Source organism: Hafnia psychrotolerans (genome assembly GCF_014639435.1).
GTDB classification, from domain to species: domain Bacteria; phylum Pseudomonadota; class Gammaproteobacteria; order Enterobacterales; family Enterobacteriaceae; genus Ewingella; species Ewingella psychrotolerans.
The window spans coordinates 149,426-164,245 of sequence record NZ_BMFZ01000006.1 but is presented as its reverse complement, the minus strand read 5'-3'; the positions used below and the strand labels follow the sequence as shown (position 1 = coordinate 164,245).

At 50.1% G+C, this 14,820-nt stretch carries 12 protein-coding genes; 7 read left to right on the top strand and 5 right to left on the bottom strand.

Going from position 1 to position 14,820, the window contains the following annotated elements; genetic code table 11:
- Nucleotides 1–31: 31 nt before the first annotated feature.
- Nucleotides 32–451, bottom strand: a complete 420-nt coding sequence (locus IEV89_RS12615; protein ID WP_188473871.1) for a hypothetical protein — start codon at nt 449–451, stop codon at nt 32–34.
- Between the two features lie 423 nt (nt 452–874).
- Here IEV89_RS12615 and rstA point away from each other — a divergent pair, with 423 nt between their 5' ends.
- The 6 genes from rstA (at nt 875) to IEV89_RS12590 (ending at nt 6,473) form a co-directional block, all read left to right on the top strand.
- A complete protein-coding gene (gene rstA / locus IEV89_RS12610) occupies nt 875–1,606 on the top strand; it encodes a two-component system response regulator RstA (protein ID WP_188473870.1) in 732 nt (243 codons plus the stop codon).
- Nucleotides 1,603–2,910: a two-component system sensor histidine kinase RstB gene (gene rstB / locus IEV89_RS12605; protein WP_188473869.1), complete on the top strand. Its 1,308-nt coding sequence runs from the start codon at nt 1,603–1,605 to the stop codon at nt 2,908–2,910. The genes rstA and rstB overlap by 4 nt, the downstream gene beginning before the upstream one ends.
- Before the next feature lie 25 nt (nt 2,911–2,935).
- A complete protein-coding gene (locus IEV89_RS12600; RefSeq protein ID WP_188473868.1) occupies nt 2,936–4,417 on the top strand; it encodes a carboxypeptidase M32 in 1,482 nt (493 codons plus the stop codon).
- A 480-nt stretch (nt 4,418–4,897) separates the two neighbouring features.
- On the top strand, nt 4,898–5,269 hold the full coding sequence (gene asr / locus IEV89_RS12595) for an acid resistance repetitive basic protein Asr (RefSeq protein WP_188473867.1): 372 nt from the start codon (nt 4,898–4,900) through the stop codon (nt 5,267–5,269).
- Between the two features lie 109 nt (nt 5,270–5,378).
- Entirely contained in the window at nt 5,379–5,459 is an 81-nt protein-coding gene (ydgU, locus tag IEV89_RS22115) for a small membrane protein YdgU (protein ID WP_460528574.1), read from the top strand.
- A gap of 150 nt (nt 5,460–5,609) precedes the next feature.
- Entirely contained in the window at nt 5,610–6,473 is an 864-nt protein-coding gene (locus IEV89_RS12590) for a trypsin-like serine peptidase (protein ID WP_188473866.1), read from the top strand.
- Nucleotides 6,474–6,521: 48 nt separating this feature from the next.
- On the opposite strand, the gene hrpA is transcribed toward IEV89_RS12590, so the two are convergent.
- Entirely contained in the window at nt 6,522–10,412 is a 3,891-nt protein-coding gene (gene hrpA / locus IEV89_RS12585; protein WP_188473865.1) for an ATP-dependent RNA helicase HrpA, read from the bottom strand.
- A gap of 299 nt (nt 10,413–10,711) precedes the next feature.
- Between hrpA and IEV89_RS12580 the strand changes: the two genes are divergently transcribed.
- Nucleotides 10,712–11,329 (top strand): FMN-dependent NADH-azoreductase, encoded by a 618-nt coding sequence (locus tag IEV89_RS12580; protein ID WP_188473864.1) that lies wholly within the window; start codon nt 10,712–10,714, stop codon nt 11,327–11,329.
- Between the two features lie 151 nt (nt 11,330–11,480).
- Here the strand turns inward: IEV89_RS12580 and IEV89_RS12575 are convergent, their stop codons facing one another.
- Genes IEV89_RS12575 through IEV89_RS12565 form a run of 3 tightly spaced genes read right to left on the bottom strand, consistent with a single transcriptional unit; the run spans nt 11,481 to nt 14,753 of the window.
- A complete protein-coding gene (locus IEV89_RS12575; RefSeq protein WP_188473863.1) occupies nt 11,481–11,834 on the bottom strand; it encodes a YdbL family probable chaperone protein in 354 nt (117 codons plus the stop codon).
- Between the two features lie 13 nt (nt 11,835–11,847).
- Nucleotides 11,848–12,057, bottom strand: coding sequence for a YnbE family lipoprotein (locus IEV89_RS12570; protein ID WP_188473862.1), 210 nt, complete (start codon nt 12,055–12,057; stop codon nt 11,848–11,850).
- Entirely contained in the window at nt 12,054–14,753 is a 2,700-nt protein-coding gene (locus IEV89_RS12565) for a YdbH family protein (RefSeq protein WP_188473861.1), read from the bottom strand. Before IEV89_RS12565 ends, IEV89_RS12570 begins: the two co-directional genes overlap by 4 nt.
- Nucleotides 14,754–14,820 lie beyond the last annotated feature (67 nt).

Here is a 14,820-nt window from a genome sequence, read left to right as displayed (position 1 = left end):
TAAGACTATACGTGTTAAAAACAAAAAAGGCTTAATGCTGTGCTGGCATCTGCAGGATTTTTACCGTCAATAATTCATTATTCTGAGACAATTGAAGTAGATGTTTGCATTCAATTTTTATGGCGGTGAGCTGCTCTTCTTTGAGGGAATAGGGCAAATTTATCTCTATAAAATAAAATTCCTGCTGCTCTGCCAATTCAATCAGGCGCACAATATTGGTCTCATCGCTAACCTGAGTTGAAACCACCTGAAGGGCCAAACCCCGTAAACTTTCCTGCTTAGTTTTTTCCTGCGAAGTGCGCGCTTTGAGGACCATGCCAAAAAACGGCATCACACCATAAATCGCATCAAGAAAGCTCCACTGTTTTTTGCACGATGCTGACAGATATTCCATATAGTCAAAGGAGGCTTTTTCACTGCGCATATCAGGTATCAGGCGACTTTCGCTCATCCCCTTTTCCTCTCCTGGCCGGTGTTAGCACGGTTAAACGTACGAAGAATAGCTAGACGTAGTCTATTTATTGCCAACTATTAACGTTAAAAATATTCAGCTCTATGATGGCATATATCACTGATACTATGCCAGTCAGTTCAGACGCTTAGATTATACGTTTTTTGTCGTCTAACACCTTCTCGTTACGCTAGTATCTAGTCATCATCCACGTCGGTTCCATCAGGTGATATATCCGTCACGTTTTGATTTAATTGATACGCTAAATTGAGAAATTTTTAACCGGCGTCAGCTTTCCAATGTTTCTGTCGATAAAACGTCTGTAAACTCTGAAAAACTGTCACTTTCTATTACGCATGTCTCATAGTACTCGCGACCGACACGGACTATGCTGACCCACAGACATCTATTAGCAGCAAACCAATGAATAAAATAGTTTTTGTAGAAGATGATGCCGAAGTCGGTGACCTGATTGCCGCCTATTTAGGTAAACATGATATTGATGTTTTGGTTGAGCCTCGTGGTGACACCGCGCAGGATCGTATTGCACGCGAAAAACCCGATCTGGTACTGCTTGATATTATGCTTCCCGGCAAAGACGGCATGACCTTATGTCGCGATCTACGCCCAACCTACAGCGGCCCGATAGTCCTGCTTACCTCGTTAGACAGCGACATGAATCATATTCTGTCACTGGAAATGGGGGCGAATGATTACATTCTTAAAACCACGCCACCTGCCGTATTGCTGGCCCGGTTACGTCTGCATTTACGTCAGCACGCGCCACAGTCAACGGGTGAAGATAAACCGGCCAAACCGTTACAAAGTGGGAACGCACTGCATTTCGGCCAACTGTGTATTGACCCGGTAAACCGCGAAGTCACGCTGGTTGAGGAAACCATCACTCTTTCGACGTCAGATTTTGATTTGCTATGGGAACTCGCCACCCATGCCGGACGAATTATGGATCGTGAAGCCTTACTGCTAAACCTGCGAGGCATCAGCTATGACGGACTGGACCGCAGCATTGACGTGGCGATCTCCCGCCTGCGCCGCAAACTTTACGATAACGCGATGGAGCCTTTCCGTATAAAAACCGTGCGTAACAAAGGCTATCTGTTTGCGCCGAATGCCTGGGAGAAAGGCGAAGAATGAAAAAGCTTTTCATTCAATTTTTCCTGTTATTACTGGTCTGCTTTCTGGTGATGTCGATGCTGGTTGGCCTGGTGTATAAAGTCACCGCTGAACGAACCGGCCGGCAATCGATGAATGACCTGATGAAAAGTTCGCTCTATTTGATGCGCAGCGAATTGCGTGAGATCCCGATTAAAGACTGGAATAAAACCATTAACACGCTCGAGCTCAACCTCTCGTTTAAGTTACATATTGAACCTTTGGGCAAGCGCGTTCTGCCTCCTGATATGGATAAGCGCCTTAAAGATGGCGAAATTATTGCGTTGGATGACGAATACACCTTTATCCAACGTGTGCCGCGTAGCCATTATGTTTTAGTTGTCGGCCCCATCCCCTATCTGTTTTACATGCATGAAATGCGTATTCTGGATTTGGCCCTCATGATGTTGATTGGCCTATCACTCGCGGTGCCCGTGTTCCTCTGGATGAGTCCACATTGGAAAGACCTCGTGAAGCTTGAAAATTCCGCCCTGCGACTGGGTAATGGTTATCTGGATGAGCGTACCCATTTTGACTCTACCTCGAGCCTCAACCGGTTGGGTATCGCGTTCAACCAGATGGCGGATAACATAAGTACCTTGATAGCCAGTAAGAAGCAGTTGATCGACGGGATTGCCCACGAGCTGCGCACACCGCTGGTCAGGTTACGTTACCGCCTGGCCATTAGTGAAAATATCCCCGAGGCCGAGCAGCAAGCGATCAATCGTGATATTGGCCAGTTGGAAGCGCTAATTGATGAGCTGCTGACCTATGCACGGCTTGATCGTCCGCAAGTGGCACTTAACCTTGAGAAGGTCAGTCTGGCTGACTGGTTAGCCAGTAAGATCAATGATTTCAGCCTGATGAATGCAGAAAATAATATTGTGTTATCGGTGCCTGAAGATGTGGACTTCGGCGGCCTGGACTTGCGCCTGATGGAACGGGTGTTAGACAACCTGGTCAACAATGCCCTGCGCTACGCCAATAAACAATTACGCATCAGCCTGTGGCTTGAGGGTGATGAAGCGAGTTTACAGGTCGAAGATGACGGCCCAGGTATTCCTGTTGAAGAACGCCTGCGTATATTCGAGCCATTTGTTCGTCTTGATCCTAGCCGAGACCGTGCCACTGGCGGTTGTGGACTCGGCCTGGCGATTGTCCACTCTATCGCCGTTGCCTATCAGGGCCGTGTCAGCGTCGATGCCAGCCCTTCACTTGGTGGCGCTTGCATCCGTTTCACCTGGCCTGTCAAAGATGTTTTTAATCTTAACGTAGAACCAAGCTAGTTTTTTCATCCGAAGGGAGTAAATAATGACAACTGCCTATTCACATCTGTGCGCCACTTTTACCCGCTTGTCTCATTACAACCACCTGTCCGCCATCGCCGGTTGGGACATGGCAACCATGATGCCGTCAGCAGGCAGTCAGGCTCGTTCTGAGGCACTGGCTGAACTCAGTGTTCTGTCTCATCAGGTTCTCACGGCTAAACAAGTCGGCGAGTGGCTTAAACAGGCGGGAAACGAAGCACTGAATGACGTGGAGTTAGCCAACCTGCGCGAGATGCGCCGTCAGTATCAACAATCGGCTTTATTGCCAGAAAGTCTGGTGCAGGAAAAGTCTCTGGCGGGTGCCCGCTGTGAACATGCCTGGCGGGTACAGCGTAGAGCTAACGACTGGGAAGGTTTTTCGGAAAACTTGCGAGAGGTGGTTCGTCTGAGCCGTCAGGAAGCCAGCCTGCGAGCAGATGCCACCGGGAGCAGCCGTTATGACGCCCTGCTGGACATGTACGAACCAGGGATGACATCGAAGAAACTGGATGTGTTATTTGGTGATCTAAAAACCTGGCTGCCCGAATTATTGCAAAAAGTGGTCGAAAAACAGAAAGCCGAATCGTGCATCATCCCAGCAGGACCTTTCGATATTGAAAAACAGCGCCAACTAGGTCTGAAGGTCATGGAACGTCTGGGCTTTAATTTTGATGCAGGTCGTTTGGACGTCAGCTCTCACCCCTTCTGCGGCGGTGTACCTCAAGATGTGCGGATCACCACCCGTTACAATGAAGATGAATTTCTCAGCTCAATGATGGGTGTCATTCACGAAACAGGCCACGCACGTTATGAGCAGAACCTCCCTAAAAAGTGGCTCGGTCAACCGGTTTCGAACGCCCGCTCAATGGGTATCCATGAATCACAAAGCCTCCTGTTTGAAATGCAACTCGGGTGCAGCGAGCCCTTCCTGAGATCTATTTATCCACTGGTCAATGCCCAGTTTGGTGAGCGTAAAGGATTGGATGAGAGTAACTTCATCAAACTCAATCAGCGTGTACAGCCAGGCTTAATCCGTGTTGATGCTGATGAAATCAGCTATCCGGCGCACGTGATTTTACGTTATGAAATTGAAAAAGCGCTCATCGAAGGTGAAATTGAAGTCGAAGACATTCCTGCATTGTGGAGTCACAAGATGCAGGAGTACCTCGGTATTGATACTGTCGGTGACTATCGTAACGGCTGCATGCAGGATATTCACTGGACTGATGGCGGCTTCGGTTACTTCCCTACCTATACGCTCGGCGCCATGTACGCCGCGCAGCTTTTCCAGTGCGCCAACCATGCTATCCCAACATTGCAGGATGACATTGCCCGTGGTGATCTCACGGCATTGTTTCAGTGGTTGCAGCAGAACATCTGGCAGCACGGCAGCCGCTTCAGCACCGATCAATTGATTAATAATGCCACGGGCGAAACCCTGAATCCTGCCTACTTCCGCCAACATCTGGAAAACCGTTACCTATGATGTTTTTTATTGCAAAGTGGTTTTTTAAATAAAAACTGCGGCATCGGCCTATCCAGGCCCAAGTGGCTCTCTATGGTTGTATAAAAGAGGTGTTGCCAGGTGACTGGCGACACCGGTCTAAGGAGAGAATCAGCGGTCTGGCTACATAGCTTTGCGGATATCAGGTGATTACCCCATCCTGCTGTTAAGAATGTTTTAATAAATCATGTAGATCCCCCTATTTCCCAATGTTTTACGAACTTACAGAGTGTTGAAGTGCAGGCACGTCACTGTATGTTGTAACTAAAATAGTAAAAAACGTCTCAAATAAGAGCAAAATAAGATGCATTAACGTGTTGATTTATAGATTTTCACTTGCTGTACATAACGTTACACGCCGACACCATTCACTCACTGACAACCTGTTCCCCCCGCACTAGTATTCTCCTACCGACCCCGCAGTGGGGTGGACTTTTAACCAAACATTCTGAGGGATTTAACATGAAAAAAGTATTAGCTCTGGTTGTTGCCGCTGCAATGGGTCTGTCTTCTGTTGCTTTTGCTGCTGAAACGACCGCTGCACCAGCAGCGGCGACTTCAACAACGACTGCAGCACCTGCTGCAAAAGCACATACTAAACACGTCGTCAAAAAAGCGCATAAGAAACCTGCTCAGAAAGCTCAGGCGGCCAAGAAACACAAAAAACACGCTAAGAAAGCAGCACCGGTAGCTCAGAAAGCACAAGCGGCTAAAAAACACGTGAAACATGCTAAGAAAGCAGCGCCGGTAGCTCAGAAAGCGCAAGCCGCTAAAAAACATGTGAAACATGTTAAAAAAGCCGCTCCAGCTGCAAAAGCAACACCAGCAGCATAAGTAAAACGTCTTAGTGAGGTATAGCCTCATATCGATAAAGACTGATTATCTAACACCCGGTTCGCCGGGTGTTTTTTCTCCAGTTTTAAACTTGAGGTATTGATGGAAGATGCTGCGCCGATACCTGTTTGAAATCACCCTAAGTACCCTGATCCTTTGCGGTCTTATCACGCTGTTTTTCTATTGGTAACATCGCCCACTCAGCCTACGTCTGTTCACATTGAGCGCTCTAAAGAGGGCGAAACAACAGCAAGATACCTGCGTCGAATATTGCAAGCGTCTATAATCATTCCATAATCAATGATTCAAGGGATTTCCCTGTCTTCAAGGTCAGAATTTTATGCGCATCGCGTTACCCTTTGTTTTGTGCCTTTTCTGTTTCGCCCTTCCCTCTGCTCATGCTGATGTTACTGAGCCAGATTCTGACGCGCCGGTCATCAGCGTGAAAGAAAAAACAGCCCTGTTTTTTGGCCATGACCAGCGCGCAGTGGTTACCGATGCCCGCCAGTGGCCATGGCAGGCTATTGGCCAGATAGAAACCCAGAGCGGTAATTTATGCACCGCGACGCTTATATCCAAACATTTGGTGTTAACCGCTGGTCACTGTGTACTGGCCCCTCCGGGCAAAATCGATAAAGTGGTGGCGCTGCGTTTTATTTCTCATCATCAGAAATGGCGTTATCAGGTCACTGCACTTGAAACGCTGGTTGACCCTAAGCTCGGCAGAAAACTGAAAGCCGACGGTGATGGCTGGATTGTACCGCCGAAAGCGGCCCCTTTCGATTTTGCCTTGGTTCGTTTGACCGATACCCATATTGCACTCCCCATTACCCCGCTTCCCCTGTGGGAAGGCAGCCGCGATGAACTGACTGCTGCGTTAAAGCAAAACGGCAGGAAAGTCACCCAGGCGGGGTATCCGGAAGATCACCTGGACGATTTGTACAGCCATGAGGATTGTTTAGTGACCGGTTGGGCGCAGCCAGGTGTGTTATCTCACCGCTGCGATACGCTGCCGGGCGACAGCGGTTCACCGTTGTTACTAAAAAGTGGTGATAAGTGGTCCCTGATAGCGATACAGAGTTCTGCGCCCGCTGCCCAGGACCGCTATTTGGCAGACAACCGCGCTCTGGCCGTTCCGGCTATCAGAGATGCGTTAAATAAGCTCTCTGATGGCGTGATCAGCGCGGTGTCAGCCAAACCTTAATCAGCAAAAAACCACAGAGAGATCATCACTCTCTGTGGGATAAATCGTTTACGCCAACAGCTCCATCGTCTGCAAAATACGCTTGTCCGAAATAGGATATGGCGTACCCAATTGCTGGGCAAAGTAACTCACGCGCAGCTCTTCAATCATCCAGCGCACCTCTTTCACCTCTTCGCTTTGCAGTCGCACTTGAGGCTGTTTATTTAGCCACTGCTGCCACAGTTTCTGGACATGTTCAACTTTAAGCATCTGCGCCCGGTCTCGATGGGGATCAACGGGCAACTTATCCATACGCTTTTCGATAGCATTCAGATAACGCAGCGTATCCGGCAAACGTTTCCAACCATTTTGCGTCACAAATCCGCGATAAATTAATCCAGACAACTGGCTCTTAATGTCAGACAGCGCCAGCGCCATGGTCATATCAATCCGCCCTTTCAGGCGTTTATTGATGCTGAATACCGCCGTTAAAATTTGCTCAACTTGTACCGCAATTTGCACCACGGCTTCATTGAGATGCGCACGCACATGTTCATGCAGACGGCTAAACTCTTCCTCTTTCCACACCAGGCCGCCGCTTTCAGCAATCAATTTGTCGATACCACAAGCGATGCAATCGTCGATCAGGTCCAGCACTTTGCCGTAAGGATTAAAATAGAGTCCGAGCTTGGCTTTATTCGGTAATTTCTCATGCAGATACTTGATAGGCGATGGAATATTCAGCAATAAAAGACGGCGGACTCCTGCCCACATGGCCTGCTGCTGCTCAAGTTCGCTATCGAATAAACGTATGGCGATGCTGTCTTTGGTATCAACCAGCGCGGGATAGGCCTTCACTTCATAGCCGCCACGCTTTTGTTCATAACGCTCCGGCAACGTACCAAAACTCCAGACATGCAAGTCACTTTGCTCGATCCCGTCGTCGGCTACCGCAGATAGCGTCTGCTGTACCTGCTCTTTCAGGCCCGTTTTCAGTACCGCGAGGTCTTTCCCTTCACGCAGTGTTTTGTTTTTGTCGTCCAAAATACGGAAAGTCATTTTCAGATGTTCGGGGATCTGTTCAAGTTGCCACTGTTCGCGTGACACTGTCACCCCACTCATTTTACGTAACTCACGCTCCATGGTTTCAAGCAGGGGTAATTCAAAAGGTTTGAGCCTTCCGAGCAGAGCATCAGCATAGTTTGGCGCGGGGACAAAGTTGCGGCGTACAGGCTTGGGGAGCGACTTAATCAGGGCCATGATCAGATCACGGCGCAGACCCGGGATTTGCCAGTCAAAGCCCTGGTCTTCCACCTGATTGAGTAATGGCAGTGGAATATGCACCGTCACACCATCGGCGTCGGTACCGGGTTCAAACTGATAGGTTACCCGCAGTTTGATGTTGCCCTGATGCCAAGAGTTGGGGTAATCAAGCGCACTGATATTGCCCGCCCCCTCTTTGATCAGCATACTTTTTTCAAAGTTCAGGCTGTCGGCGGGCTGGCCTTTCCACCAGGTATCAAAATGTCGACCTGACACCACTTCCTGGCCGATGCGTTGTTCGTAAAACAGAAACAGCGTCTCTTCGTCGACCAGAATATCGCGGCGGCGAGACTTATGTTCCAGCTCTTCAACTTCACTACGCAGCTTCAGATTAGCGCGGAAGAACGCGTGACGCGTTTGCCAGTCGCCTTCCACCAACGCGTGACGGATAAAGAGATCACGGGACACAACGGGGTCGATAGTGCCGTAATTCACTTTGCGGGCAGCCACAATCGGCAGGCCAAATAGGGTGACTTTCTCGGTCGCCATCACGGCAGCCTGGGCTTTCTCCCAGTGCGGTTCGCTGTAACTGCTTTTCACCAGATGTTGAGCCAGTGGCTCAATCCATTCCGGTTCGATACGTGCGCCAATACGTCCCCACAGGCGGCTGGTCTCCACCAACTCAGCCACCATGATCCATTTCGGTGGTTTCTTGAATAAACCGGAGCCTGGGAAAATAGCAAAGCGGGCATTTCGCGCACCGGTGTACTCGTGTTTATCCACATCTTTTTGGCCGATATGCGACAACAACCCAGTGAGCAACGCGCAATGAATACTGCGATAATCCGCTGGCTCGCTGTTGACCGGTAAACCCAGCTCTTTCACCACCTGACGCAGCTGAGTATAGATATCTTGCCATTCGCGCACGCGCAGATAATTGAGATAATCGCTGCGGCACATTTTACGAAACTGAGCAGATGACAGTTCTTTTTGCTGCTCTTTCAGGTAATCCCATAAATTAACGAAGGCCTGGAAGTCCGAATCTTTATCGGCGAAGCGGCGGTGTTTTTCATCTGAAGCTTGTTTTTTGTCGGCCGGACGTTCTCGCGGATCTTGAATCGACAGTGCCGCAGTGATAATCATCACTTCGCGCACACAGCCATCTTTACGGGCCTCCAGCACCATTCGCGCCAGACGCGGATCCACCGGCAGTTGTGCCAGTTGGCGGCCGGACGGTGTCAGCGTATAACGCCCGTCCTGCGCATTGTTGATCGCCCCCAGCTCTTCCAGCAGCCGGACGCCATCTTGTATGTTGCGATTGTCCGGGGCTTCAACAAACGGAAACGCGGCAATATCGCCCAACCCCAGCGAGGTCATCTGTAAAATAACGGAGGCTAAGTTGGTGCGTAAAATCTCAGGATCGGTAAATTCCGGACGCGAAAGGAAATCCATCTCAGAATAGAGACGAATACAAATACCCTCAGAGACACGTCCGCAACGCCCTTTACGTTGGTTGGCAGAAGCCTGCGACACCGGCTCAATCGGCAGGCGCTGCACTTTGGTACGGAAACTGTAACGGCTGATACGCGCCGTGCCAGGATCGATCACATATTTAATGCCAGGCACGGTGAGCGAGGTTTCCGCCACGTTAGTCGCCAGCACAATACGCCGGCCAGCATGTGACTGGAACACGCGGTTCTGTTCACTGTTCGACAGCCTTGCGTAGAGCGGCAAAACCTCGGTATGTGGCAGGTCAAGTTTGGTTAGCGCATCGGCGGTATCGCGAATTTCACGCTCACCACTCATGAAAATCAAGATATCGCCGGGACTTTCGCGGCCCAGCTCATCCACAGCATCAAAAATCGCCTGCAGTTGATCGCGGTCCGTATCCTCGGCATCATCTGCCACCGGGCGATAACGCACATCCACCGGATAAGTCCGCCCGGAAACTTCAATAATCGGCGCATTATTAAAATGTTTGGAGAAGCGCTGAGGATCGATGGTTGCCGAGGTAATGATGATTTTCAGATCAGGACGCTTAGGCAGTAACTGACGCAGGTAACCGAGGATAAAATCGATATTCAGACTGCGCTCATGCGCTTCATCGATGATCAGTGTGTCGTATTGCATCAACATGCGGTCCTGCTGGATTTCCGCCAGCAATATGCCGTCCGTCATCAGCTTGACCAGCGTATTCTCACCAACCTGATCGTTGAAGCGTACTTTATAACCGACCGTTCCACCAAGCGAGGTTTCCAGCTCATCGGCAATACGGTTGGCGACGGTTCGCGCCGCTAACCGACGTGGCTGGGTATGTCCAATCATGCCGGTAATACCACGCCCCAACTCCATACAAATTTTGGGGATCTGCGTGGTTTTACCCGACCCCGTTTCACCGGCAATGATCACCACCTGATGGTCATGGATGGCGTTGAAGATATCCTGTTTCTTCTGACTGACCGGCAGGTTTTCCGGGTAGCTGATTTTTGGCCGTGAAGCTTCACGGGCCCTGACCTTCTGCAAACTTTGAGCAATCAAGGGTTCGAATTCGGCGGTCAGTTTTTCCAGCGCCTGGGGATCATGGTCAGGTTTATTAACTAGCGTTTTGGCACCCTGCAAACGTCGTTGCAGGCGTTGCCGGTCACGCAGCATCAACCCATCTAACTGCGCTGACAGTGCCGCGAGCGGAGATTTCACGTTCGGTATTCCTTGTTGCAAGCCAGACGACCCGATCAATGAGCTCATCTGTCGGCTGAATCTGAATGGGGTTAAGACGGTTTACTATTCATAAATACACGTGCCTATTGGCCGATATATTACCACAAGCTATTGAGGATGCTGAAAAGTGGTGGCTCTTTGTATGTTGTTGCTCTTCATTCAAAAAATTCGAACGTAGTGCTCGAATTATTGCGCTATCACTGAATGATATTTGTGAATAGAGTGGGTTCCATTCACAGGGCATCCGCTCTTGTTAAATGCACATTAAGGATTTTCACATGAGCAAAGTACTGGTTCTGAAATCAAGTATTCTGGCGAACTTCTCTCAGTCAAACCAACTGACTGACTACTTCGTTGCACAATATCAGGCAGCCAACAGTGGCTCACAAGTTACCGTGCGTGACCTGGCGGCTGACCCCATCCCGGTTCTGGATGGCGAACTGGTTGGTGCAATGCGCCCTTCAGATGCGGCACTAACACCACGCCAGGAAGAAGCGCTGGCACTGTCAAATACGCTGATTGAAGAATTGCAGGCTCATGACGTGATTGTCATCGCTGCACCTATGTATAACTTCAACATTTCAACTCAGCTGAAAAACTACTTTGACCTGGTAGCCCGTGCTGGTGTGACATTCCAATACACCGAAAAAGGTCCTGAAGGTCTGGTGAAAGGTAAACAGGTTATCGTTCTTACCAGCCGTGGTGGTATCCATAAAGATACCCCTACCGATCTGGTTACCCCTTACTTGTCTCTGTTCCTGGGCTTCCTGGGAATGACCAACGTCGAATTCATCTTTGCGGAAGGTATTGCTTACGGTCCGGAAGTGGCCGCCAAAGCCCAGACCGCCGCTAAAGAAGCCATTGACGCCGCCATCAAACAGGTGGCAGCAGCTTAATTATCTTAAGCATTATCACATTCAGTGAAGATTTATTACCCTCAAAATCTGTTGTCTAAAATCCTTGCTGAGGTTGTTGTGATAAACCCATTGCGCGCTGGAAAGCGCGCTTTTTTATTATTAACTTAGCAACCCTAAAGAAGATGAAGGGTTATTTCTGCAACCACTGCCCGTTTATGCCTTTTACCCATTCGCCTTTACTCGCTCTGGCCACCAGCTTTTGACCGGCTAATCTCGCCACATCATTGGTAGTGACCTGATTATTCTGCGCCACCTTCTGATACTGCTGCTTACGCCCTTCATTGATATATTTAATCAATGCCAACGTTTCGGCGTCCTGCTTAATCGGTGCCAAATAACCCGACAGCGTTTCGCCCACGCGCGCCTGGTGCTTAGCATCGTCCAGCGTTAAAGCGAAAGCGGCTGAGTTGAACAACAGTACTGAAACCAACAATCCCTGTGCTGACCTTCTGAAGCGCGAAATTTTAACGTTTAATGCACGCATGACACCTCCCGAATCAGAACAAATTGCTTTTATTTTTCAGCAAGTCTTCCACATCTTTATCGACCTTGATGTGGATCTCATGTTCGATTTTGACGTTCATGTTGATCGTGATGGGCTCTTTCGGTGCCGACAGCTCGATACGCGGTACGCAACCGTTTAGCAGCAAAACAGAGAGCGCCAAAAAGGTACAAACCGACGTCCGGTAAGCAAATAGCGGCTTCATTGTGTAGTCCTCAAATCAGTGTCTTTTTTAGCGCGGGAAGAAATAGCATCAGAGGGATGAGACAGCGAGATCTGCTGTTGCAGCCAATCTTGCAGGTTGTCACCAAAACGCAGGCTGCGCCAAAGCTGATAGATATTTTCCTGATGGGTGTAGTTGAGGATCACTTCGCGATCCTGCTTCTCTGACGTATTCGCACCCACAACGTGGGAAGCCAGGGTCAGTTCGCCGAGATTATCCAGATTAATCTTCGCCAGCATCTGGCGGATCTCCATATAGCGTATCCATTCAATCACCAGCCGGTTGGCAATATTGCCGCTAGCCATAGCATCAGCAAATTGCGGATCCAGGCGCAGCGTCAGCCAACCGTCGTTTTTAATCCAGCCGTTACGGATGATCCATCGCGGGTTATTAACATAGAGCGGCAGTTCACCGTCCACACTGCCCGACATCGCCAACTGTTTGGGTTTGAGCACCGTGAAAAGCTCACTTAAACTGATTTTATCCAGTTTGAGCACCGCCGCGTCATGCTGTGGCATACGCAGTACCGATAAGCTGACGTGACCGCCCAGTATATCGACGCCCAGATTGCTTAACGTCAACGGCGACGCTTCGCTCCATGGGTAACTGCCCTGAAGATCAGCCGTCACATTTTCCATTTTAGCGAGGTTATTCACTTCACGGATTCGCAGCATCACAGGCTCTTTGACCCCCAGCTTCCAAACCTGATTTTTCAACCGATAAGATAAGCTGAAATCCATACCGCTGAGATCGCCGTCCGGTAACCACATCCCACCGTTTTTTACGACCCAATGACCACCGGCAATAAAGCCCTGCCCACGTGCCATCGAAAACGCCGTCTGCGCATAGAAAGAGCCTTCTCGCAGTTTGATGCCTAATTCTGGCGTCAGTAGCGGCTGGAATACGGCCAGTGGTTGCTTGGGCCACCAGCCTTCACCTCGCAGACGTTCGCCATCCCAGCGACCATGTAACCGAATCGGTCCGATGGGTTTAGCATCCAGCATCCCTGACAGATTGAAATTGCCAGGGTCAGTGCCGCTAAGCTGTAGCTGCAATTGTGCCGGTGGAAGATAGCCCCCATTTTCCAGTGCGATCTTTTTCGCTACCAGCTTGATCGCGCCGCCAAACTGCAACGGCAGTGCGGGACGTTGATCCTGGTAACGTGGCGAAACCGGACGCCGCCAGGTCAGCGGTTTTTCGAGTGTAAGACGCGGCGCATCAACATCTATCAGGCCATAGTGCAAACGGTTGAACCCGGTCGAAAGTGACGTTAGGGTGATCAGGTTATCATGCCAGTGACCTTTACCCGACATATCCCAGCGACCTGCCAGCGGCGGTAATTTACCGTTGCCCCAATAGTTGAAATCCCATTTTCCCTGATCCGGCCAGAATTTTTGTGACTTACCATTAAGGTGCAGATCAAACGCGCCCCAGTAGCTGTCACGGGCTTTAACAATCGCCTGCAGTGGACCACTCACACCGCTGGCCGAAACCTTCACGCCCGCCAGCGGCCAGCGTGCATCCTGCAACGTTAGTTCTGGGGAGGGTTTCCCCCACGCGCGCAACAACGCACCACTTCGCAGAGCAAGCTCAGGGTTGAGCACCGAACCACTAAGGTTTCCTGGCAATGAGGCACTGAGTGAAGTCGACTGTAGATTTGCCTGCCCCGTTAGTTGGAAAGCCAGGTCGCTGCTGAGCAGGCCGATTTTACCCGGTCCGAGCGTCAGCACCACGTTGCCCTTCCCATTGTGTCCTTTGGTCAGCACATTCAGGCGGGCGGCAATCTGAGTCTGGTCAAAAGTATCGCTCCAGTCGCTGAGTGTCAGACTGATACCACCAGCAAGAGGCTGAACGGCATAGGGCCAGCGCCATTGACCCTCGGTAATTTGTAATGCTTTGTCTTGCAGTTGCCACGGCAAGGTTGCCAGTGGTTCCGTCGCGCCTTTTTCTGTCAGCGTGATAACGCCCTGCATTTTTTGCCATTGCAGCGTGATATCCAGCGGGTTGGGTACCTGGCGGGTTTGCATTTCAGCATGCAGTTCGCCCGCTTGTGGAAGCTGGTTAAAGGTCGCGGGTAAGGTCACTTTCCCGCTGAGCGACAAGGGTATTTCACTGCCCGGTGGTATCAGTTGCAGCGAACTCATGGTCAGCTGTTGTTGATTATCAAGCACAGCATTGAATTTCAGCCTGTCGCCCTGCTGGGAGATATGCTGAAACGTACCGTCATTGTCCAGATTTAACGTCCCGGCGTAGCGCTGCCATGGCGTGACGGAAAATTGCTTAATCGTCACCGAGCCGGAAGGCAACGCCTTCTGGATACTCGCCAATGTAAGAGGTTTACTGTCCACACTGTCTGGGATATTGCTCAGACAGGCGGTGTCTACTGCGAGGGAGTCGATCGCTAAAACCCAGCGGTCACGGCTTTTGCTCAGACGAATATTGTTCGCCTGCGCCAATTTACAATCTCCGGCCTTATAACTCAGGCTGCGAAGCGATAATGCGCCGTCGGACCACTGTGGGGAAGCCGAGAGGCTTAAGCTGGTGCCTGTGGGGAGCCAGTACTGCGCCAAAACAGGTAGCCAGCGCGGAATCGTTTTCCATAAGATCAGCGTCAGCAATAGCAGAAACACTACGATGGACAAACACACCCCTATGAATTTTTTCAATCCTTTCCTCATGAAATGCCTTGTCTTTCACTAAACCGCTATAAGATACCATATTAGAGTGTCTACCTATAAAGCCTGT

Bases quoted from the DNA above. Each gene is read 5' to 3' on its own strand.
- IEV89_RS12615 (WP_188473871.1), bottom strand. From the start codon at position 451: ATGAGCGAAAGTCGCCTGATACCTGATATGCGCAGTGAAAAAGCCTCC.
- rstA (WP_188473870.1), top strand. From the start codon at position 875: ATGAATAAAATAGTTTTTGTAGAAGATGATGCCGAAGTCGGTGACCTG.
- rstB (WP_188473869.1), top strand. From the start codon at position 1,603: ATGAAAAAGCTTTTCATTCAATTTTTCCTGTTATTACTGGTCTGCTTT.
- IEV89_RS12600 (WP_188473868.1), top strand. From the start codon at position 2,936: ATGACAACTGCCTATTCACATCTGTGCGCCACTTTTACCCGCTTGTCT.
- asr (WP_188473867.1), top strand. From the start codon at position 4,898: ATGAAAAAAGTATTAGCTCTGGTTGTTGCCGCTGCAATGGGTCTGTCT.
- ydgU (WP_460528574.1), top strand. From the start codon at position 5,379: ATGCTGCGCCGATACCTGTTTGAAATCACCCTAAGTACCCTGATCCTT.
- IEV89_RS12590 (WP_188473866.1), top strand. From the start codon at position 5,610: ATGCGCATCGCGTTACCCTTTGTTTTGTGCCTTTTCTGTTTCGCCCTT.
- IEV89_RS12580 (WP_188473864.1), top strand. From the start codon at position 10,712: ATGAGCAAAGTACTGGTTCTGAAATCAAGTATTCTGGCGAACTTCTCT.
- IEV89_RS12575 (WP_188473863.1), bottom strand. From the start codon at position 11,834: ATGCGTGCATTAAACGTTAAAATTTCGCGCTTCAGAAGGTCAGCACAG.
- IEV89_RS12570 (WP_188473862.1), bottom strand. From the start codon at position 12,057: ATGAAGCCGCTATTTGCTTACCGGACGTCGGTTTGTACCTTTTTGGCG.
- IEV89_RS12565 (WP_188473861.1), bottom strand. From the start codon at position 14,753: ATGAGGAAAGGATTGAAAAAATTCATAGGGGTGTGTTTGTCCATCGTA.